The following is a 20,910-nucleotide window of genomic DNA, read 5'->3' as shown; positions in this document are numbered from 1 at the left end:
CGTCCGCGGACGGACCCGCCCGCCCGTCCGAGGCGTGCCAGGGGGCTAGACGACGGCCAGCACGACCACCGTGCCCAGGGGCACCTGCTCGCCGGGTTCGACCGACTGCTCGCGGACCGTCCCGAAGAAACCGCCCCGGACGTCGTCGCGCTCCACGACCAGCCCCAGCTCGACGAGCTCCTCCTCCGCCGCGGTGAACTGGCGCCCCACGACCTGCGGGACGCTCACCAGCTCGGGACCCCTCGACACGACGACGGTGACCGTGCTGCCGCGCTCGACCGTGCCCGAGGTGGGGGCCTGGCTCACCACCGAGCCCTCGGGCACCTCGTCGTCGAAGACCCGCTCCGGGGCCACGGTCACGGTCAGCCCGGCGTCGACGAGGGCTGCCGTAGCCTCCTGCTCGGTGCGCCCGGCGACCTGCGGCACCGACACGGGGGCGGGCCCGTCACTGACGACGACCGCCACCTCGCCCCCGGGCGGCAGCGGCTCGCCGGCCGCCGGGGTGCTGCGCAGGATGCGCCCCTCCGGCTCGCTCTCGTCGTGCTGGCGGGTCTGCTCCCCGAGCACGAGGTTCGCGCCGCCGAGCGCCTCCCGCGCGGACTCGACGCTCAGCCCGGTCAGCGGCGGGACGGCATACCGCTCCGGTCCCTGGGAGACGACCACCGGCACGTCGGTGCCGTGGCGCAGCTGCTGACCGGCCTCCTGCTCGGCGGAGACGACGACCCCGGAGGGGACCTGCTCGGAGTAGGCGTAGCTGATGACGGGGTCGAGCTGCTCGGCGTCGAGCAGGGCGCGGGCCTGCGCCTCGGGCAGGTCCACGACGACGGGCATGGGGGAGTGGACCCCGGGCCCGTCCAGCAGCCACCACGCGGCGTACCCGGCCCCGCCGAGCAGCGCGACCAGGAGCAGCGACAGCACGACCCCGCCGCGGCGGCGGGAGGGACGCGGCTGCGCCGCGGCGCGGGTCGGCGTGGTGGGACGCGGCGCCCGGTTGCCGGTGGTGCGGGCGTAGTGCCCCTCGGTGGGGCCCGGCCGGGTGACCGGCAGGTGCCGCGTGGAGTCTCCGGCCCCCGCCACGACCTGCGTGAGGTCCGCGTCGGCGGCCTCGCCGGCGGCCGCCGCGAGCGGGCCGGGCGCGGCGTCCAGCTGCGCGTCGTCCAGCTCGCGCAGGCACTCTCGCATCTGCGCCAGGAGGTCGGCGGCGTCGCGGGGGCGGGCGGCGCGGTCGGTCGCGGCCGCCCGGCGCACCAGCGCGTCGACCGGCTCGGGGACGGTCCCGGTGAGCTCGCGGGGGGAGGGGATGCTGCCGTGGACGTGCTCGTAGGCGACCCGCAGCGGGTCGCCGCCGGGGAAGGCCTTGCGCCCGGTGAGCAGCTCGAAGAGCAGCAGACCGACGGCATACACGTCGGTCCGGGCGTCGACGGCGTCCTGCTCGACCTGCTCCGGGGCGAGGTAGGCGGCCGTCCCCCACAGCAGCTCCGAGCTGGCCTGCCGGCCCGCGGCGGAGACCGCCCGGGCGAGCCCGAAGTCGGCGACCTTGACCCCGCTCTCGCGGCCCCCGGCGAGCAGGACGTTCTCCGGCTTGATGTCGCGGTGCACCAGGCCGCGCCGGTGCGCCTCGGCCAGGGCCTCGGCGACGGGGAGCAGGAGGGCCATGGACCGGCGGGTGGACATCGGCGCGTGGGCGGTGACGACGTCCCGCAGCGTAGGGCCCTCCACGAGCTCCATCGCCAGGAAGACGACCTCCTCGTCCTCGCCCTGGTCGTAGACCCCCACGACGTGCGGGTGGGACAGCCGGGCCGCGGCCCGGGCCTCGGCGACGAAGCGGCGCACGAAGGCGTCGTCCGCGGCGAGCTCGGGGCGCATGACCTTGAGCGCGACCGGACGGTCCAGGCGCAGGTCCCGGGCGCGGTAGACGGTCGCCATGCCGCCCCGGGCGAGCTCGCCCTCCACCTGGTACCGACCGTCGATGACGCGGTCGAGGAGGGTGGAGGGCGGGGCGGTCACGCCGTCGATTCTACGGAGCGCGCCCCTCCGACCGTGGGACGTGCGTCGTCGGTATGCCCGCGGCCGGGCTCAGAGGGTCCGCTGGAAGTGCTTGATGTTGCGGACGTACTGCCGGGTGTCGGCGAAGAGACCGTGCTGGCGCACGCTCGCCAGACCCTGGTAGTAGCCCCCGATGGCCTCGTCGGTGCTGTCGGCCGAGCGCAGCAGGGTGCGCATGATGACCACTCCGGCGGTGACGTTGTCCTCGGGGTCCAGCAGGTTGAGCTCGCGCCCCACCAGGCCGGACGCCCACTGGCCCGAGCTCGGGATGACCTGCATGGCGCCGATGGCGTTGGCGGGCGACACGGCCCGGTGGTTCCAGCCCGACTCCTGGTAGGACATCGCCATCATGAGGGTGGGGTCGACCCCGTGACGTTCGCTGGTCCGGACGATGAGGTCCCGCACCGCCGACCGGCTCGGGACGTCGACCTCGGCGAGGTAGTCCCGGTTGGCGGCGGCCGACCGGGCGATGCCGTCGCTGTAGCGGTAGTGCAGGAAGGTGTCCGGCACCTTCTCGCCGGCTCGGTGGTCCCCGATGGTCGACTCGTCGTAGGGGCGGTCCAGGGTCTTCGGCGGGGTGGTCCCGACGCGGGCGGCCGGGCTGGACCCGCCCAGACGCAGCGTCTGGCCCGGGTAGATGAGCCGGGTGTCGTCCAGGTCGTTGGCCCGCGCGATGTCGGCGACGGTGACCCCGTGCCGTGCGGCGATCCCGGTGAGGGTGTCACCGGGGCGCACCGTGACGCTGCGGGCCCCGGGCGTCGAGGTCTTCCCGGACGTCGAGGTCTCCGCGGCCGTCGGGGCCTTCGCGGCGGTGCCGCCGGAGGAGGGCCGCTCCGTGGCCGTCCCGGGCAGGCGCAGGACCTGGCCCGGGTAGATGAGCCTGCTGTTGGCGATGGAGTTGGCCGCGACCAGGTCCTTGATGCTCACGCCGTGACGCACCGCGAGGTGGGACAGGGTGTCGCCCGGCCGCACCGTGACGGTGCCCCGGGACGTGGACCTCGTCGCCGGCGCCGGGGACGAGGAGGGGGCGGGCGCCGCCGCGGACGCACCTGCGCCGGCGGGGATCCGCAGCGTGGTCCCGGGCATGATCCACCGGCCGCCGTCGGGCAGGTCGTTGGCGTGGACGATGGCTCGTGCGCTGACGTCGTAGCGCGCCGCGAGGTCGTAGACGGTGTCACCGGGGGCGACGGTGTGCCTCGTGTCCTTCTGGGTGCGCACCACCGCCTCCAGGGGTGCGGTGGCGTGCACGCCGGTGGGCGCGACGTAGGCCAGGGACGGCAGGTCGCCCGGGGGCAGGGCGGCGAAGAGGGGGCTCACGTCGTTCCTCCAGTGACGGCTGTGAAGCAAGGTGTGCGGGACGCTCCCGGGACGTAGGGGGACAAGGTGACCCGTGAGGCATGAGGGACAGTACCGTGCGAATCGGACCACCGCCACCCTTTCGGCGTGTCACACCATGTGATTGACTAGGAGATGTGGTAAGTGACAGCGATGTAATTTCTGAGTGGTGGACCATCCCCGAGGTGATGGAGCGCACCGGCGTCAGCCTGCAGCAGGCCCGGCGCTGGGTGCAGGAGCGTGATGTCGTCGGGCTGCGACGCGGCCCCGACGCGGTGCTCATGGTCCCGGCCGGCTTCTTCGTCGACGACGGCCCCCTCCCGGCCCTGCGCGGCACCATCACCGTGCTCGCCGACGGGGGCCAGAGCGATGAGGAGATCGTCTCCTGGCTTCACGCGCCGGACGACTCCCTGCCGGGCGGCAGCGCGCTCGCCTCCCTCCACGCCGGGGCGAAGACGGAGGTGCGGCGGCGCGCGCAGGAGCAGGCGTTCTGACCTCGCCGAGGGGCTCCGGCCGGCTCAGGTGGAGCGCTGGGTGCAGACCGCCACGAGCTCGGTCAGCGCTTCCCGTCCCTCCTGGGTCAGGTCCGGCGCCCCGCTGATCTCCGCCAGGGCGCGTTCCGCGCCCCGGTCGACCATCTGCTCGGTGCGCTCCAGGGCGCCGGAGCCCACGAGGACCTCCCGCACCCGGTCCACGGCGTCCTCGTCGAGGTCAGGGTCGCCCAGCGCACCCTCGACGAGCTGCGCCCCGGCGGCGTCGGCGAGGGCGAGGGCGTGGGCCACGAGCACCGTGTGCTTGCCCTCCCGCAGGTCGTCGCCGGCCGGTTTGCCGGTCTGCTCCGGGTCGCCGAAGACGCCCAGGACGTCGTCGCGCAGCTGGAAGGCCTCTCCGAGGTCGGCGCCGTAGCGCCCGAGGGACCGCCGCGTCCGCGCGTCGACCTGCGCGGCGTCCGCGCCGATGAGCAGCGGCTGCTGGACGGAGTAGCGCGCGCTCTTGTAGCGGATCACCGTGAGGCACCGCTCCAGGCGTTGCTCGAGGTCGAGGTCGCGCCAGCCGCGGGCGCCCTCCAGCATGTCGAGGAACTGGCCGCCCATGAGCTGGGTGCGCATGCGGTCGAACTCGGGTCGCGCCCGGTTCAGGGCGGCCTGGGGGAGCCCGCTGGTGGTGAAGACCTCGTCGGTCCAGTTGAGGCACAGGTCGCCGGCCAGGATCGCGGCGGCGTGGCCGAAGGAGTCCGGGTCGCCGGACCACCGGTGCTCCCGGTGGTGGCTCGCGAACCGGCGGTGGGCGGTCGGGTGCCCGCGCCGGAGGTCGCTGTGGTCCATGACGTCGTCGTGCAGCAGGGCCGCGGCCTGGAAGATCTCCATGGCGCTCGCGGCCCGTACGGCCGCCTCGTCGTCCGGCCCGCCGAGGGCGCGCCAGCCCCAGTAGAGGAAGGTGGCGCGCAGGCGCTTGCCACCGCTCAACAGCTCGGTGATCGCCTCCAGCAGCGGGGTCATCGGGGGTCCCAGCTCGTCGAGGACGGCGCGCTGCCGCGCGAGCTGCTCGTCCAGAGCCTGCTGCACGCGGGGGCGCAGGTCCACGCGGTCCAGGGCCTGCATCACGGATCCTCTCGTCCCTCGGCGGGTCTCTCGGCGGGCGCCGGGAGGGCGGTGCGTCCCGGCTGCGCGGGCCGACTCCGAGCCTATCCGCTGCAGGGCACGGCCCGGGCCGCCCCCTCCTGCGGCCCGGGCCCGCCCTCATGGTCGTGCGCGGCCCGCCGGCCGCGCAGAAGTTGTCCACAGGGCATCGCGACCGGTCGTGAGGGTGAGGGGTTGAGTCCGTCGGTGGCGAGTCGTACATTTGTTCCACAACGGTGATCGAACACGAGTTCGATACGAGGGTCGTCCTCGGACGCCCATACGCACGGAGGAGGTGCCGGCCATGAGCAGGAGCTACCACGAGCCGGTCGAGGTCAGGCTGGGCAGGGCGCGGGAGCACGGCGTGCGGATCGAGACGGCGCTCCCGGCCGGCGTGGCCGACGACCTGGAGACGCCCGGCGAGCCCGACCCGCAGGTCCCTGCCGTGTTCCTGTGGCGCGGTCGGCTCCATCTCGTCCGGGCGGTGCTGGGGCAGTGGAGCCTGCGGGTGGCGTGGTGGCGGGCGGAGGACCGGGACGGCCCCCCCGCCGCCGGTCCCGGGCGGCCCGGCCCGGGTGGCGGTCCGGGCGGGGAGCAGCTGGAGCGGGTCGTCTGGCGGGTCGAGGCCGGCGCGGGCCGCTCGGCGGGGACGGGGGTCTACGACCTCGTCCAGGGCGAGCGGTGGTGGCTGGAGCGGGTCGCCGACTGACCCGCGGCACCACGCGGGGCGGCCGACGCGCACCAGGAGCAGGAGCAGGGCCGCGGAAGGCCACGGGGACCAGAGGACCGGAGGACCACGATGACCACGAGAGGACACGACAGGATGACGACCATCGAGACCGGGGCCAGCGCAGGGGCCGTGCTGGATCTGCTGGAGCGCTCGCGCGGGGTGCTGCTGCAGGCCTGCCACAGCGGGACGGCGGCGGAGCGCTACACGCAGGCCCACCTGTCCGCGCTGCGCGCCGGGGCCGCGTTGCTGGCCGCCCGCACGACGCCTGCGCCCGGCCGGCGCGGCCGCCCCCGCAGCGTCTGGGAGATGCTTCCTCCCGTCGCCCCGGAGCTGACCGAGTGGGCCGCGTTCTTCGCCGCCTCCGGACGCCGCCGGGTGGCGTTGGAGCGGGGCGCGGCCAGCGCCGCGGTGACGACCCGGGAGGCCGACGACATGGTGCGGGCGGGGGAGCGGTTCCTCGAGCTGGTGCGGGCCTCGCTCCACCTGCCGTGCGAGACCTCGCTGCACTCCGAGCTGACTCCGCTGGGTCACGGGTGAGACCGGCCGTGCCGACGGGACCGCCGTCGACGGGACCGGCGCCGTCGACGGGAGGTGACGACTTCGTCCACCTGCACGTCGCGTCCAGCGCCTCCATGCGCTACGGCGCCTCCCACCCGGTCGACCTGGTGCGCCGGGCGGCCGAGCTGGGCCAGTCCGCGCTGGCCCTGACCGATCGCGACGGGCTCTACGGCGCGATCCGCTTCGTCCGGGCCTGCACCGAGGCGGGGATCGCCCCGGTGCTGGGGGTCGACCTCGCCCTGGCTGGATCGCCCTCGGCGCCGGGTGCCGGACGGGACGCCACCGCTCCCGCCCCCACCCCGTTCGTCACCGGGCTGCGCCCGACGGCTCCGTGGGCGCAGGACCGGGTGGCGCCCGGCCGGGGCTGGGGGGAGGGTCTGGACGTGCGACCGGACCGGCGTGGTCCGCGGACCCCGGTCAAGGGGGGCTCGCTCGTCGACGACCAGCAGCCCCGGGTGGTGCTGCTGGCGCGCGGTCAGCGCGGGGGCGCCGAGGCCGGGGTGGGCTGGGCCAGGTTGTGCCGGCTGGTGACGCACACCCACCTGTCCGGCGAGCGCTCGGTGCCGCGGGTCACCCCCGAGCTCATCGCCCGGGCGGCGGCCGGGACCGCCGGGGCCTGCCCGGTCGTCCTGCTGCTGGGGCCGGACTCCGACGTGGGGAGGGCGTTGCTGGCTCGCCGGCACGACCTGGCCCGACGGTTGCTCCAGGGCTGGACGAGCCTGCTCCCGGCGGGGGCGGTCAGGGTCGAGGTGGTCTGCCACGGGGGGCCTGCGGGCACGCCGGGGAGCCTGGCCCACGCGACGTCGGCGTGGATGCTGGCGCGGGAGGTCGGGGTGCCCGCCGTGCTCACCGCGGCCGTCCGGCACGTCGATCCCGAGCAGGCGCGGGTCGTGGACGTGCTCGACGCCGCCCGACGGCGGGTCGCGCTCGACGAGCGCCACCTCGACCGGGTGAGCAGCGCCGGCCACCTCGCGGGGACGGCCGTCATGCACAGGCTGGCCCGTCAGCTGGAGCGCGCCGCGGGCCCCGGTGCCCGGGCCGAGGAGCTCGTGCGGAACACCCTGCAGCTGGCCGCCGACTGCCACCAGGACGCCCGCTCCGACCTCGGGATCGGGCGGGTGCACCTGCCGGAGCCCGAGGTGCTCGGCGTGCGGGGGGTGGGGCAGGCGCACGAGGTCCTCACCGAACGCTGCACCCAGGCCGTCGGTGGTCGTTATCCCGGCGCGGGGCGGCGGTTCGAGCAGGACGTCCGCGACCGCCTCGAGCAGGAGCTGGGGGTGATCGCCGGGTTGGGCTACCCGACCTACTTCCTCACCGTCGCCCAGGTCTGCGACCTGATCCGGGAGCAGGGCGTGCGCGTCGCGGCGCGCGGTTCCGGGGCCGGGAGCCTGGTGGCCTACCTGCTCGGCATCAGCGGCGTGGACCCGATGGAGCACGGCCTGCTCATGGAGCGGTTCTGCTCCCCGTTGCGGGCCCAGCTGCCGGACATCGACATCGACGTCGAGTCGGCCCGGCGTACCGAGATCTACGAGCGCATCCTCGAGCGGTTCGGGTCCGAACGGGTGACCTGCGTGTCGATGACCGAGACCTACCGGGTCCGGCACGCCGTGCGCGACGTCGCGGCGACGCTGGGTCTCCCGCCCGGGGAGATCGACGTGATCGCCAAGGCCTTCCCCCACATCCGGGCACGCGACGCCCGGGCGGCGATCCGGGACCTCCCCGAGCTGCGGCGCCAGGGCTTGGACGCCCCCCGGATGCGGGTCCTCATGGAGCTGGTGGAGGCGCTCGACGGGTTGCCGCGGCACCTCGCGATGCACCCGTGCGGGGTCGTGCTGTCCGACACCGGGCTGCTCGACCGGACGCCGGTCGAGGCGAGCTGGCTGGGGTTCCCCATGAGCCAGTTCGACAAGGACGACGTGGAGGAGCTGGGGCTGCTCAAGCTGGACGTGCTGGGGATCCGGATGCAGTCGGCGATGGCGCACGCCGTCGACGAGGTCGCGCGGGTGGACGGGACCCGCCTCGACCTGGACGACCGGGCCCAGGTGCCGCTGGACGACCCGGACACCTTCGCCCTGGTCCAGTCCACCCGGACCCTCGGATGCTTCCAGATCGAGTCACCCGGTCAGCGCGAGCTGGTGGGCAAGTTCGCCCCGGAGACGTTCTCCGACATCATCATCGACATCTCCCTCTTCCGGCCCGGTCCGGTGAAGTCCGACATGATCCGGCCCTTCCTCCACGCCCGCCAGGGCTGGGGGGAGCCGGAGTACCTCCACCCCAGCCTGATCCCCTACCTCGAGCAGACCTGCGGGGTCGTGGTCTTCCACGAGCAGGTGCTGCAGATCGTCGCCGAGACGACGGGGGTGTCGCTGGCCCAGGCCGATGAGGTGCGCCGGGCGATGGGCAGCCCGGCCGGGCAGGAGGAGGTGAAGGTGTGGTGGTGCGCCGCGGCGGCGGACCGGGGTTACCGCGCCGAGGAGGTGGACCGGATCTGGGCGGTCCTGGCCGCCTTCGCCTCGTTCGGCTTCTGCAAGGCGCACGCGGCCGCCTTCGCCCTCCCGACCTACCAGTCCGCCTGGCTCAAGACGCACCACACGGCCGCCTTCCTCTCCGGGGTCCTGACCCACGACCCGGGGATGTACCCCAAGCGGCTCATCCTGGACGAGGCCAGGAGCATGGGGGTCCACGTGCTCGGGCTCGACGTCAACACCTCGGGCGCGACCTACCGGGTCGAGCGCGTGACGACATCCGCGGCCGCGGCCGGAAGGGCCGGCTGGGGCGGGGATGCCTCGCATGACGGCTCGGCGGCCGGTGGGGCGCGGGGCACGGTGCGCCGTCCGCCGGACCGGGTCGACGCGGTCATGGCCGAGGTCGAGCAGCGGGCCGCGGGGTACGGCATCAGGCTGTCCCTGGCGGACGTCAAGGGCATCACCGAGGACGAGGTCGGCAGGATCGTCGCGGGACAGCCCTACGACTCCTTGTCCGACCTGTGGCACCGGGCCCGTCCCAGCCGACCCACGGCCGAGCGGCTGGTGCTGGCCGGGGGGTTGGACGAGCTGCACCGGGTCGGCCGGTGCAGCCCGCGGACCCGCGGCGCGGGACACCGGGCCGCCCCGGGCGCCGGGGGCACCCCGCGCACGAGCCTGACCCGCCGCGACCTGATGCTCCACGTCCGCGACCTCGAGCGGTGGTCCCGGCACGCGGCGGGGGCGCAGGGGACCTCCCGCGCCGGACGTCGGCGCCCGGCGCCGGTGGTCGAGGCGGGGGAGGTCGCCGCCCGGGCGCAGAGCCAGGCGGTGGGCCGACGCCCGTGGCACGAGACCGGTGGCGCCGCGCCGACCCAGCTGACCCTCGAGCTCGGCGACGACCCCGCACCGCTCGTCGGCAGCGGGCTGCCGGAGATGAGCCGGTCCGAGCAGCTGCGGGCCGAGCTGGAGGTGCTCGGCCTGGACGTCAGCAGCCACGTGGTGGAGGGTTACGCCCCGATGCTGACCGAGCTGGGGGTGACCCGGGCGCGCGACCTGCTCTCCTACCGGGGTGGTGCCGAGGTGCTGGTCGCCGGCGCCAAGGTCGCCACCCAGACCCCTCCGGTGCGGTCCGGGAGGAGGGTCGTCTTCCTCACCCTGGACGACGGCAGCGGACCGGCCGACGCGACGTTCTTCGAGGACGTCCAGGGCCCGTTCGCCACCACGGTGTTCCACTCCTGGCTGCTCCTGGTGCGCGGCGTCGTGCGCCGCACCGGGCCCCGGGGGGTGTCGATCAGGGCCACCGCCGCCTGGGAGCTGGGCGAGGTGGCGCAGGCCTGGGAGCACGGCGGTCCGACGGCGGCCCACGCGCTCATGGAGCGGTCCGTGCAGCAGGCGACGCTGCTCGCGCAGGAGGCCGAGGCCGTGTCCCGGGAGGCGGCCTCGGCCGACACCCCGCCCGGGCGGCGCGTGCTGGTGCACGCCTCGGGCTTCGTGCAGTCGCCCTACGCCGACATCGCCCCGGCCGGCGAGACGACCCGGCAGCCGGGCGGCAAGCTGTGGCACTCCAGCCCCGGGAGCTCGGGATGGTGAGCGTCATGGCCACGGCTCCGGCAGCCCCTCCGGCGGGCTCCTCCGGACGGGAGGGCGCACTGGCCACGGGGGAGGTGTCGGGCGGCGCGACCGGCGACGCCGGTCGTGGCTGGGTGCTCCACGTCGACATGGACGCCTTCTACGCCGCGGTCTCGCTGCTGGACCAGCCGGACCTGCACGGTCGACCGGTCGCGGTGGGGGGTGGCTGGCGCAGCGTCGTGCTGTCGGCGAGCTACGAGGCCCGGGCCTACGGCGTCCGCTCCGGCATGCCGATGGCCACGGCGCGCCGCAGGTGCCCCCCGCTCGTGGTGGTCCGGCCCGAGCCCGAGCGCTACGCCCGGGTCTCCGAGGCGGTCATGGCGATCTTCGCCGAGGTCACGCCCCTGGTCGAGCCGGTCTCGATGGAGGAGGCCTTCCTCGACATCTCCGCCACCGGTCGCCGCTGGGGCGGCCCGGAGCGCATCGGCAGCTGGATCAGGGACACCGTCGCCGACGAGCAGGGGATCACCTGCTCGGTCGGTGGCGCCCCGTCCAAGGCCGTCGCCAAGATGGCCTCCCGGGCGGCCAAGCCGGACGGCATGCGGCTGGTCACCCGGGACGAGGTCGTCCCCTTCCTGCACCCGATGCCGGTGGGTGCGCTGTGGGGGGTGGGGGAGTCGACCGAGGCCGAGCTGCACCGGCTCGGGCTGCACACGGTCGCCGAGCTGGCGCACGTGCCGCTGACCACGTTGCGGCGCGCGCTGGGGGACCAGCACGCCACCCGGTTGCACACCCTGGCGTGGGGCACCGACGACGACCCGGTCGTGGCCCACCGACGGGAGCGCAGCGTCGGGTCGTCCGAGACCTTCGCCCAGGACGTCGACGACCCCCAGGTCGTCCGCCGCCAGCTGCTGCACCTCGCCGAGCGCACGGCGAGCCGGATGCGGCACGCCGGGGTGCTCGGACGCACCGTGGTGCTGACCGTGCGGTTCTCCGACTTCACCACGATCACCCGCTCACGCACCGTGGCCAGCCCGACCGACGTGACCCGCGAGGTGCACGCGGTCTCCTGCTCGCTGTATGCCGCGCTGGGGCTGCAACGGGCTCGGATCCGCATGCTGGGGGTCCGGGTCGAGGGCATCACCGAGGCGGACCGGACCCTCGTGCAGGGTCGGCTCGACGAACCGGAGAGGGGCTGGCGCGAGGCGGAGCGGGCGATGGACCGAGCCGTGGCCAGGTTCGGGCTGCAGGCGGTGCGACCAGCCAGTCTGCTGGCCCGGCAGCCCTGACGGAACTCCGGGTAGTGCTCCGTCCGTTGACGTCTTATCCTGGAAGTCAGCAACGTGGTGTCGGTCCCGTGCCGCAGGTCCCCGACCCACCATTCGCACCACCGGAGGTGAACGTGCCGCTCTCAGACCACGAGCAGCGTGTGCTCGAGCAGATGGAGCAGGCCCTCTACGCCGAGGACCCGCGGCTCGCGAGCCAGCTCAAGCGGTCCGCCAACGCCGGAGGTGCCGCCGGACTCGACCGGCGCCGTCTGGTGCTCGGTGTCCTCGTCGCCCTGGGCGGTCTCGCCCTGGTGGTCGTGGGCGTCATGTCCTCGATGATCTGGATCGGCGTGATCGGCTTCCTCGCCATGGTCCTGGGCGGTGCCTGGGCGGCGTCGCCGAGCCGGTCCGCGTCCGGGCGATCCGGGCAGCTGGGGGTCGTCGGCAAGGACGGCGCGGTCCGCAAGCCGGCCGCAGGATCCCGCCGGACCCCCCGGCAGGGCACCTTCATGCAGCGGATGGAGCAGCAGTGGGACCGGCGGCGGGAGCAGGGTTCCTGAGTCCCGACGCCGCAGGTCACGACCCGGGTCCTGCCCGGGTCGTCGACATTCCTGACACCGCGCGCCACGAGCTCTTCCCGGTCATCCGCCGGATCGCCGACGGCGACCAGCAGGCTCTGGCCGAGCTCTACGACCTGGTCTCCCCGCGCATCTTCGGTCTCGCCCTGCGCATCGTCCGCGACCGCTCGCTCGCCGAGGAGGTCACCCAGGACGTCTTCGTCCAGATCTGGCGTCAGGCCGCCGAGGTCGACCCCGCCCGCGGCTCGGTCATCGGCTGGATCATGACCCTGACCCACCGCCGGGCGGTCGACCGGGTCAGATCGGAACAGGCGCAATCCGATCGGCTGCACCGCTACGAATCCCGGCAGACGACGAGGCCCTACGACGTCACCGCCGAGGCGGTGACCGACCGGGCCGAGGCGGAGCGGGTCCACGCAGCGCTGGACCGGATCGGTGAGCCGCACCGCACGACGGTGGCACTGGCGTACTTCTCCGGGCTGACGCAGAGCGAGGTCGCGCACCGGCTCGGTATCCCGCTCGGCACCGCCAAGACGCGGATCAGGGACGGACTGAAGAAACTGCGCGGGCAGCTGGAGGAGGTGACCTGAGTGAGCGAGGACGACGTGCGTGACCACGACGTCTGGGACGACGACGTGCACGCCCATGCCCTGGCGTACGCCATCCACGCGCTCGACGAGGAGGAGCAGCAGGAGTTCGAGGCTCACCTCGCCGGGTGCCCGTCCTGCCAGGACGAGGTCGCCGCGCTGCGGGAGACCGTGGGGGTGCTCAGCGACGACCTGGCCGTCGACCCACCTCCGGGTCTGCGTGCGCGGGTGCTGCAGCAGGTGGCGGACGAGGCTGCGGGACCCGCGCGCCCTGAGGTCGACGGGGCCGCTGGGCAGCCGGACGCCGACGTGACCCCGCTGGCCCCGCGACGCTCGAGGGCGCAGTCCGCACGGACACCCTCCGTCGGACGGTGGCTCGCCGCCGCGGCGGCGGCTGTGGTGCTGGCCGGTGGCGTGTGGGGCATCTCGCAGACGCTGGACACCGACCCGACCCGTGAGGTCCTGCAGGCCGACGACGCGTCGGAGCACACCGCGGACACCGCGGACGGGCCGGTGGCGGTGACCGTCTCCGACGCCGCCGGGCAGGCGGTGGTCCAACTGCCCGGGGACTTCGCGGCACCCCAGGCGGGGCAGGTCTACCAGGCCTGGTTCGTCGGGCCGGACGGCTCGGCCCGGTCCGCGGGCCTGCTGACGGCGCAGACCGTCTCCGAGGGGCGCAGCCTGCTCGAGGGCGCCCCCGAGGACGCGGTGGCCGTCGGCCTGACGGTCGAGCCGGAGGGTGGCTCCAGCCAGCCCACCAGCGAGCCCTTCGTGGTCGTCCCCCTCACCTGACCCACCCCGTCCCGACGTGACCTGGGTCACAGACGCAATCCGCGTGCGGGGCGGTTCCGAATCCTCGGTGTTCCACGGCGTCGCGGCACCCGGCTGCGGCGCTGGACAGCGAAGGAGTGACACCGATGAAGCGCACGACCGCACTGGCCGCCCTGGCCGCGCCCGCGTTGCTGGCGCTGAGCGCCGCCCCGGCGAACGCCCATGACATCGACGACGCGACCGTCGAGCTGATGGCCCCGCTCGGGGAGCTGAACGACTCCGGGGGCAGCGGTGAGGCCTGGGCCAAGGTCACCGGCAACGAGGTCTGGATCAAGGTGGAGGTCCAGGGGCTGCTGGACGGCGCCCCGCACGCCCAGCACATCCACCTGGGTGGCGCCGGCGAGTGCCCCGACCCGGCCATGGAGGGCAGCGGCTTCGAGGGTGCCATCCGCACCACCGACGCCATCGACAGCTACGGCGAGGTCCGGGTCTCCCTGACCGGGAACGACGCCGACACCTCCGAGGCGGCCGCGCTCGACGTGGCCAACTTCCCGGCCGACGACACCTACACCTACGAGCGGACCTTCGAGGTCCCCGACGACGTGGCCGAGGGTCTGCACCACGGTGATGGCGTCGTCGTCATCCACGGCGTGGACCACAACGGGTCCGGGCAGTACGACGGCGAGCAGATGTCCGACCTGGACGACAGCCTCCCGTCCGAGGCCACCGACCCCGCCCTCTGCGGGGCCTTCCAGGAGACCCAGATGAGCGCTCCTGGTGGTGGCGTCGAGACCGGTGGCGGCAGCACCAGCGGGATGGAGAACTCCGGGCTGATCGCCGGCGGAGCCCTCCTGGTGGCCGCGGGCGCAGGTGCCTTCGCCCTCAACCAGCGTCGCCGCACCGACAGCTGACATGGGGATCGAGCAGCCGGGCCAGGGCCGACGAGGAGCCATCCTCACGGCCCTGGCCGTGCTGGCCGTCGTCGTGGGCGTGGTGGTGCTCGTCGTCGGGATCAGCACCCAGCGACCCGACCCCCCCTCGCCGCCCGCCGCCACCGCGGATGCGCAGCCCACGCAGGCCGACGAGGAGCCGGAGCCCACGACGGACGCCGACGACGCGTCGTCGACCACGGGTGCCCCGGACGCCGGACCGACGTCGTCCGAGCCCCAGGAGTCCTCCGCCCCTGAGGTCGCCGCGCTCGCCCCGTCGGAGCCGGTCGAGGTGCGCCTGCCCTCCATCGACGTGACGAGCCCGCTGCACCCGCTCGGGCTGGCTGACGACGGCACCCTGGAGGTGCCCAGCGGAGACCGCTACCACGAGGCCGCGTGGTACGACGGCTCGCCCACGCCCGGAGAGCTGGGCCCGACGGTCATCGAGGGTCACGTCACCGGCGCGGGCGGCGTCGAGTCCGTCTTCTTCGAGCTCGGCGCGATGCGTCCCGGGGACACCGCCGAGGTGGAGCGCGAGGACGGGCAGACGGTCACCTACGAGGTGTACCGCGTGGACCAGTTCGCCAAGGACGCCTTCCCGACCGTCGACGTCTACGGGCCGACCGACGTCCCGGAGCTGAGGCTCATCACCTGCGGGGGAGAGTTCGACGAGCAGGAGCAGAGCCACGAGGACAACACCGTGGTGTACGCCCGCATGGTCGAGGGTTGAGCCGACCGGACCCGCCCCTGGTGCCGTCCGCAGGGAGACCGGCACCGGGGGCGTCGCACGCTCAGGCCGGCGTCAGCACCACCGCACCCACGACGAACATCGCGATGAGGGTGAACGCCGTCGCCAGCTCGATGAGGATGTTGAGGCCCACGGCGTGCAGGGCGTGCCGGGTGGCCCGCAGGGCCTCGACGCGGTCCCGGGTCCGGGCCAGGGAGACCAGGAAGATGCCCAGCGGGAAGCCCAGGAAGAGTCCGACGACAGGGATGAGCACCCCGAGCACCAGGGCGCAGACCACCCCGATGACGAGGGTCGAGGTCCGGACGCCGGCGCGCCGCATGCGCTGGCCCGGCACCGCCCACTGCAGCCCCACACCGAGCAGGTAGACCAGCGCGGAGAGGCCGAAGACCACCCAGCCGAGCGTGGTCTGCTCCTTGAGCGCCCAGGCCAGGGACCCCGCCAGCACCACCAGGAGGCCGGGGAGGACCGGGATGACGATCCCGACCACGCCGATGAGCATGAGCACCAGGATGAGGACCTCGGCGACGGACATGGGCCAGATTCTGCCCGATCCAGCACGACGCCCGCCCACGGCCAGGGCCGTGGGCGGGCGTCGTCGGCGTCGCAGGAGCGGGAGATCAGACCGCGGGGGTCTCCTCCTGCTCGAGCTTGTGGGTCTCGTCCAGGATGGCGACGTCGTCCTGGGCGCGCAGCTTGTCGAGGTGCTCGCGTCCGTGGTGGGCGCAGAACAGCAGGTGCAGACCGTCACCGAGGCTGGCCCGGATGTAGGCCTGGGCCCCACAACGGTCGCACCGGTCGGAGGTGGTCAGTTCGGGGGTCAGAGTGGCGTTCACGGCGGTCTCCTCTCCATCGGGCCAACCAGCGGTTGGTCGACCCAGTCAAGCATGCCAACGCCGCAGGAGCCGGCCTTTGTGCCCGCGCGGGGCGGTGTTCCGCTCTGCGCGTAAGCCCCGGCCGGCGGACCCGGCCGGGCCCAGCCGCGCCTGACCGGGCCTGTCGGTCCCACGCGCTAGCCTGCCGGACGTGACCACTCAGGACTACTCCGCCCGGCACCTCCAGGTTCTCGAAGGCCTCGAGGCCGTGCGCAAGCGCCCGGGGATGTACGTCGGGTCCACGGACTCGCGCGGTCTCATGCACTGCCTGTGGGAGATCATCGACAACGCCGTCGACGAGGCGCTCGGCGGCCACGGGGACCGCATCGAGGTCATCCTGCACCGGGACGGGTCGGTCGAGGTGCGCGACCGGGCCCGCGGCATACCGGTGGACATCGAGCCGCGGACCGGGCTGCCGGGTGTCGAGGTCGTCTTCACCAAGCTGCACGCCGGCGGCAAGTTCGGTGGCGGGTCCTACGCCGCCTCCGGCGGCCTGCACGGCGTGGGCGCCTCGGTCGTCAACGCGCTGTCCTCCCGGCTGGACGTCGAGGTCGACCGTGCCGGGAAGACCTACGGCATGAGCTTCCGTCGGGGAGAGCCGGGCACCTTCGACGACGGCGGCTCCGCGCCGGGTCCGGAGGCGGCCTTCAGCCCGTTCGAGCGCAGCAGCGAGCTGGCGGTGGTGGGCAAGGCCCGCCGCGGGGTGACCGGTACGCGGGTGCGCTACTGGGCCGATCCGCAGATCTTCCTCACCACGGCGCAGTTCGCCTACGACGAGCTCATCGCCCGCGCGCGGCAGACCGCCTTCCTCGTCCCGGGCCTGACCATGGTCGTGCGTGACGAGCGCGGCCTGCCCGGCACCCCCGGCGCGGACGGGCCGACGGAGGAGGCCTTCGCCTACTCAGGAGGCATCGCCGAGTATGCCGAGTACCTCGCCCCCGACGCCGCGGTGACCGACGTGTGGCGGCTGCAGGGGTCGGGCACCTTCACCGAGACCGTGCCCATGCTGGACGAGCTCGGCCACATGGTGTCCAGGGAGATCGAGCGCGAGTGCGAGGTGGACGTCGCGCTGCGCTGGGGCACCGGCTACGACACCACGGTGCGCAGCTTCGTCAACATCATCACCACGCCGCACGGTGGCACCCACGTGGCGGGGTTCGAGCAGGCGCTCATGAAGGTCTTCCGCAAGCAGCTCGAGCTCAACGCGCGCAAGCTCAAGGTCGGCGGGGACAAGGTCGAGAAGGACGACATCCTGGCGGGCCTCACGGCCGTGGTGACGGTGCGGCTGCCCGAACCGCAGTTCGAGGGCCAGACCAAGGAGGTCCTCGGCACCAGCGCGGTCCGCGCCATCGTCTCGCGCACCGTCGAGCAGGCGCTGACCGAACGGCTGACCAGCAAGCACCGCGGCGACAAGGCGCAGGCGGCGCTGCTGCTCGAGAAGGTCGTCGCGGAGATGAAGTCCCGCATCTCCGCCCGCCTGCACAAGGAGACGCAGCGCCGCAAGAACGCCCTCGAGTCCTCCTCGCTGCCGGCCAAGCTGGCCGACTGCCGCAGCAACGACACCGAGCGCTCCGAGCTGTTCATCGTCGAGGGGGACAGCGCCCTGGGGACGGCCAAGCTCGCGCGCAGCAGCGACCACCAGGCGCTGCTGCCGATCCGCGGCAAGATCCTCAACGTGCAGAAGGCCTCGGTCCAGGACATGCTCTCCAACGCCGAGTGCGCGGCCATCATCCAGGTCATCGGCGCGGGCTCCGGGCGGTCCTTCGACCCGGACATGGTCCGCTACGGCAAGGTCATCATCATGACCGACGCCGACGTCGACGGCGCCCACATCCGCACCCTGCTCCTGACCCTCTTCTTCCGCTACATGCGTCCCCTGGTCGAGGCGGGCCGGGTCTACGCGGCGATGCCGCCCCTGCACCGGATCGAGGTCAGCGGGGGTCGCGGGCGCAGCACCGGGCGCGAGTTCCTCTACACCTACACCGAGGCGGAGATGCGGCGGACGGTGGCCGCGCTGGAGAAGAAGGGCCGGGTCGTCAAGCAGCCGATGCAGCGCTACAAGGGCTTGGGCGAGATGGACGCCGACCAGCTCGCGGAGACCACGATGGACCCGCGGCACCGGACCCTGCGCAAGATCACCCTCAAGGACGCCGAGCGCGCCGACCAGGTCTTCGACCTGCTCATGGGGTCCTCCGTGGCGCCGCGCAAGGACTTCATCGTGGAGTCCGCGCACGAGCTGGACCGCCAGCGGATCGACGCCTGAGCCCCGGCCGGCCGGGTGCTCCGCGCGAGGGTGGCGTCCGGAGGTCCGGGTCCGCGATAGACTGGTCGTTCTCCCCGTGGCGCTGCTCGCCCGGGTGACCCCTCAGGACGATCCGCTCCTGGGGGACGATCGGGCGCCACGTCGAGCGCCTGGAGGTAGGTCCGGTCACGCCGCAGGCGTCGAGGCGAGAACCCACCTCGACCCCCTGTGAAGAGGTAGCCGATCATGGCCAAGCCCAGTAGCGCCGGTGCGTCCGGCAAGAAGCCCCGCCACACCACGGCGCAGAAGAAGGCCGCCCGCCAGGCGCGGGAGAAGCAGGCCCGAGCCCAGCTCAAGGGCGGGCGCGGCGACCGGCGCGGCGCCTCCCGGGGGGCCGAGGAGCGCGGCGCCGACAAGCAGCGCTGGCGGGACCGGGACCAGCGCGACCCCCGTGGTCGTGGTGACCGGGCCGACCGCCGGGACCGTCCGGAGGACCGGCGGGAGGGCGGCCAGGAGCGTCGCCGCCGAGACTGGGAGCCGAGCGGGGCGCGGCCCGTCCGCCGGGAGGACCACCGCCGCTCCTGGGACGACGACCGCCCGCGGCGGGACCGCGACGACCGCGGGTCGGCCCGCAGCACGTCGTCGGGGCGCCGCGAGGACCGTGAGTACCACCGTCGCCCGGACCGCGACGGGGAGCGCCGCGGCTACCAGGAGCGCACCTGGCGCTCGCACCGCGAGGAGCGCGAGGGTCGACCGGAGCGCGGCCACCACGGCGGGCGCAGCTGGGACTCCGGCCGGCGCCACGAGGACCGGGGTGGCGACCGCCGGGAGGACCGTCCCGCCCGCCCGGGCCGTGTCGACCAGGGCGGTGAGCGTCGCGCCGACCGTGGCGGACGGCTGGCCAGCTACGACGACCGCGGCGACCGCGGCCGGGGCGGGCGTCAGGACCGCTGGGAGGATCGCGGCGACCGTGGCCGGGGCGGACGTCAGGGCCGCTGGGAGGACCGCGGCGCACGCGACAGCCGTCAGGGCCGCTGGGACGACCGGCGCTCGCAGGACCCCTTCGCCGAGGCGGAGGCCGAGCGGGACGCGGCGGACGCGGCATACCAGGAGCGCCGGTCCGCGATGCAGGCCGAGGACGTCGACGCCGCGGTCGAGGCGGACAACGGTTTCGCCGCCCTGGGGCTGCACGAGCAGCTCGTGGCCACGCTCGCGCGGATCGGCATCACGACGCCCTTCCCCATCCAGGCCGCGACCATCCCCGACGCCATGGCGGGTCGCGACCTGCTGGGGCGCGGTCAGACCGGGTCGGGCAAGACCATGGCCTTCGGGCTGCCGCTCCTGGACCGCCTGTCCCGGCGGCCCCGCGCCGTCCCCCACCGCCCCCGCGCCGTCATCCTGACACCGACCCGCGAGCTCGCAATGCAGATCGTCGACGCGCTGGCCCCGCTCATGCGCTCCGTCGACCGCCGGTTCGTCCTCGTGGCCGGGGGGATGTCCTACACCCCGCAGCTGCGCGCGCTGGAGAAGGGGGTGGACGTCCTCGTGGCGACCCCCGGCCGCCTCATCGACCTCGTGGACCGGAGCGCCGCCGACCTGTCCGAGGTCGAGGTCATGGTCCTCGACGAGGCCGACCACATGGCCGAGATGGGCTTCGTCGAGGCGATCCGCCAGATCCTGGACCTCACCCCGCGCGAGGGGCAGCGGCTGCTCTTCTCGGCCACCCTGGACCACGGGGTGGACCAGGTGGCCAGGACCTACCTCAAGGACCCGGTGACCCACTCCACCGACGACGTGCGCGCCAGCGTCACGACGATGGCGCACCACGTCTTCCTGGTGCACCCGCACCACAAGAAGCCGATCACGGCGGCCATCGCCAACCGTCCCGGCCGCACGGTCGTCTTCTGCCGCACCAAGCTGGGCGCGGACCGGGTCGCCCTGCAGCTGCGCGAGTCCGGAGTCTTCGCGGCGGCCCTGCACGGCGGTCTCAACCAGGCGCAGCGGACCAGGGTCCTGGACGCTTTCAAGTCGGGCACCCTCCCGGTGCTGGTGGCCACCGACGTGGCGGCCCGGGGCATCCACGTGGACGACGTGTCGCTGGTGCTGCAGGTCGACCCGCCGGCCGACCACAAGGACTACCTGCACCGCTCGGGCCGCACCGCCCGGGCCGGCGAGGACGGCGTGGTCGTGACGCTGGCGCTGCCGCACCAGAAGCGCCAGGTCTCCCGGATGCTGGACGCGGCCGGTGTCGAGACCGACCCGCAGGCGGTGGCGCCCGAGGACCACGCCGTCATCGAGACCGCGGGCGGGTCGGAGCCCGTCGGCGAGCCGGTGCCGCAGAGCCGGCTGGACGAGGTCATGCGCCCCCAGCGCCCCGCCCGGCGTCCCGGCGGCGGGGGTCGCCGCCAGGGTCCCGGGGCCTCCGGTGGCCGTCGCGGCCCCCAGGGTGACCGGCGCCCCCGCCAGGGTGGGGACCGACGTCCGGACCGCCGGTCGCGGTCGGAGGACCGTCGCTCCGACTGGCGCCCGCGGGACTGACCCCGACCACGCCCAGGCCGCCCGGCCCGACCACGCCGGGCGGCCGCGGGGCACT

The 20,910-nt window shown here is 74.3% G+C and carries 17 protein-coding genes; 12 read left to right on the top strand and 5 right to left on the bottom strand.

Annotation, left to right across the window (positions count from 1 at the left end):
* Positions 1 to 45 precede the first annotated feature (45 nt).
* Positions 46 to 2,007 carry a Stk1 family PASTA domain-containing Ser/Thr kinase gene (gene pknB / locus AVL62_RS10185; RefSeq protein WP_058891520.1) on the bottom strand — a complete coding sequence of 654 codons (1,962 nt, stop codon included), beginning with the start codon at positions 2,005 to 2,007 and terminating at the stop codon, positions 46 to 48.
* Between the two features lie 69 nt (positions 2,008 to 2,076).
* Positions 2,077 to 3,363: a LysM peptidoglycan-binding domain-containing protein gene (locus AVL62_RS10180; RefSeq protein ID WP_058891519.1), complete on the bottom strand. Its 1,287-nt coding sequence runs from the start codon at positions 3,361 to 3,363 to the stop codon at positions 2,077 to 2,079.
* Between the two features lie 155 nt (positions 3,364 to 3,518).
* On the opposite strand from AVL62_RS10180, the gene AVL62_RS10175 reads away from it, so the two are divergent.
* Positions 3,519 to 3,875 carry an Rv2175c family DNA-binding protein gene (locus AVL62_RS10175; protein ID WP_235585654.1) on the top strand — a complete coding sequence of 119 codons (357 nt, stop codon included), beginning with the start codon at positions 3,519 to 3,521 and terminating at the stop codon, positions 3,873 to 3,875.
* A 24-nt stretch (positions 3,876 to 3,899) separates the two neighbouring features.
* Here the strand turns inward: AVL62_RS10175 and AVL62_RS10170 are convergent, their stop codons facing one another.
* The gene (locus AVL62_RS10170; RefSeq protein WP_058891517.1) at positions 3,900 to 4,982 is read right to left on the bottom strand and encodes a polyprenyl synthetase family protein; all 1,083 of its coding nucleotides are present in this window, start codon (positions 4,980 to 4,982) and stop codon (positions 3,900 to 3,902) included.
* 322 nt (positions 4,983 to 5,304) lie between these two features.
* Here AVL62_RS10170 and AVL62_RS10165 point away from each other — a divergent pair, with 322 nt between their 5' ends.
* The 9 genes from AVL62_RS10165 to AVL62_RS10125 all read left to right on the top strand — a co-directional run bounded on the left by AVL62_RS10165 (position 5,305) and on the right by AVL62_RS10125 (position 15,185).
* Positions 5,305 to 5,709 (top strand): DUF6504 family protein, encoded by a 405-nt coding sequence (locus AVL62_RS10165; protein WP_058891516.1) that lies wholly within the window; start codon positions 5,305 to 5,307, stop codon positions 5,707 to 5,709.
* A 114-nt stretch (positions 5,710 to 5,823) separates the two neighbouring features.
* Positions 5,824 to 6,267: an SAV_6107 family HEPN domain-containing protein gene (locus AVL62_RS10160; RefSeq protein ID WP_058891515.1), complete on the top strand. Its 444-nt coding sequence runs from the start codon at positions 5,824 to 5,826 to the stop codon at positions 6,265 to 6,267.
* A gap of 8 nt (positions 6,268 to 6,275) precedes the next feature.
* On the top strand, positions 6,276 to 10,343 hold the full coding sequence (locus AVL62_RS10155; RefSeq protein WP_327282017.1) for a DNA polymerase III subunit alpha: 4,068 nt from the start codon (positions 6,276 to 6,278) through the stop codon (positions 10,341 to 10,343).
* A gap of 5 nt (positions 10,344 to 10,348) precedes the next feature.
* Positions 10,349 to 11,611 carry a DNA polymerase IV gene (dinB, locus tag AVL62_RS10150; protein ID WP_327282015.1) on the top strand — a complete coding sequence of 421 codons (1,263 nt, stop codon included), beginning with the start codon at positions 10,349 to 10,351 and terminating at the stop codon, positions 11,609 to 11,611.
* A gap of 113 nt (positions 11,612 to 11,724) precedes the next feature.
* Entirely contained in the window at positions 11,725 to 12,150 is a 426-nt protein-coding gene (locus tag AVL62_RS10145; protein ID WP_083518907.1) for a DUF3040 domain-containing protein, read from the top strand.
* Positions 12,120 to 12,758 carry an ECF RNA polymerase sigma factor SigK gene (sigK, locus tag AVL62_RS10140; protein WP_058891513.1) on the top strand — a complete coding sequence of 213 codons (639 nt, stop codon included), beginning with the start codon at positions 12,120 to 12,122 and terminating at the stop codon, positions 12,756 to 12,758. Before AVL62_RS10145 ends, sigK begins: the two co-directional genes overlap by 31 nt.
* Positions 12,759 to 13,547 carry an anti-sigma factor gene (locus AVL62_RS10135; RefSeq protein WP_058891512.1) on the top strand — a complete coding sequence of 263 codons (789 nt, stop codon included), beginning with the start codon at positions 12,759 to 12,761 and terminating at the stop codon, positions 13,545 to 13,547.
* Between the two features lie 125 nt (positions 13,548 to 13,672).
* Positions 13,673 to 14,437, top strand: a complete 765-nt coding sequence (locus tag AVL62_RS10130; RefSeq protein ID WP_058891511.1) for a CHRD domain-containing protein — start codon at positions 13,673 to 13,675, stop codon at positions 14,435 to 14,437.
* Between the two features lies 1 nt (position 14,438).
* The gene (locus AVL62_RS10125; RefSeq protein WP_058891510.1) at positions 14,439 to 15,185 is read left to right on the top strand and encodes a class F sortase; all 747 of its coding nucleotides are present in this window, start codon (positions 14,439 to 14,441) and stop codon (positions 15,183 to 15,185) included.
* Between the two features lie 61 nt (positions 15,186 to 15,246).
* On the opposite strand, the gene AVL62_RS10120 is transcribed toward AVL62_RS10125, so the two are convergent.
* Together AVL62_RS10120 and AVL62_RS10115 are read right to left on the bottom strand one after the other, a co-directional pair.
* Positions 15,247 to 15,735 carry a DUF456 domain-containing protein gene (locus AVL62_RS10120; protein ID WP_058891509.1) on the bottom strand — a complete coding sequence of 163 codons (489 nt, stop codon included), beginning with the start codon at positions 15,733 to 15,735 and terminating at the stop codon, positions 15,247 to 15,249.
* A gap of 85 nt (positions 15,736 to 15,820) precedes the next feature.
* The gene (locus AVL62_RS10115; RefSeq protein ID WP_058891508.1) at positions 15,821 to 16,036 is read right to left on the bottom strand and encodes a DUF7455 domain-containing protein; all 216 of its coding nucleotides are present in this window, start codon (positions 16,034 to 16,036) and stop codon (positions 15,821 to 15,823) included.
* A gap of 190 nt (positions 16,037 to 16,226) precedes the next feature.
* On the opposite strand from AVL62_RS10115, the gene AVL62_RS10110 reads away from it, so the two are divergent.
* A complete protein-coding gene (locus tag AVL62_RS10110) occupies positions 16,227 to 18,338 on the top strand; it encodes a DNA gyrase/topoisomerase IV subunit B (RefSeq protein ID WP_201023247.1) in 2,112 nt (703 codons plus the stop codon).
* 225 nt (positions 18,339 to 18,563) lie between these two features.
* On the top strand, positions 18,564 to 20,855 hold the full coding sequence (locus tag AVL62_RS18045) for a DEAD/DEAH box helicase (RefSeq protein WP_083518857.1): 2,292 nt from the start codon (positions 18,564 to 18,566) through the stop codon (positions 20,853 to 20,855).
* The last annotated feature ends 55 nt before the right edge of the window (positions 20,856 to 20,910 follow it).

This window comes from Serinicoccus chungangensis (assembly GCF_001483745.1).
Lineage (GTDB): Bacteria > Actinomycetota > Actinomycetes > Actinomycetales > Dermatophilaceae > Ornithinicoccus > Ornithinicoccus chungangensis_A.
This window is presented reverse-complemented; position numbering and strand designations above follow the sequence as displayed.

Coding starts and splice junctions, on each gene's coding strand:
- AVL62_RS10130 (WP_058891511.1), top strand. CDS start 13,673: ATGAAGCGCACGACCGCACTGGCCGCCCTGGCCGCGCCCGCGTTGCTG.
- AVL62_RS10120 (WP_058891509.1), bottom strand. CDS start 15,735: ATGTCCGTCGCCGAGGTCCTCATCCTGGTGCTCATGCTCATCGGCGTG.
- AVL62_RS18045 (WP_083518857.1), top strand. CDS start 18,564: ATGGCCAAGCCCAGTAGCGCCGGTGCGTCCGGCAAGAAGCCCCGCCAC.
- dinB (WP_327282015.1), top strand. CDS start 10,349: ATGGCCACGGCTCCGGCAGCCCCTCCGGCGGGCTCCTCCGGACGGGAG.
- AVL62_RS10165 (WP_058891516.1), top strand. CDS start 5,305: ATGAGCAGGAGCTACCACGAGCCGGTCGAGGTCAGGCTGGGCAGGGCG.
- AVL62_RS10125 (WP_058891510.1), top strand. CDS start 14,439: ATGGGGATCGAGCAGCCGGGCCAGGGCCGACGAGGAGCCATCCTCACG.
- AVL62_RS10170 (WP_058891517.1), bottom strand. CDS start 4,982: ATGCAGGCCCTGGACCGCGTGGACCTGCGCCCCCGCGTGCAGCAGGCT.
- AVL62_RS10160 (WP_058891515.1), top strand. CDS start 5,824: ATGACGACCATCGAGACCGGGGCCAGCGCAGGGGCCGTGCTGGATCTG.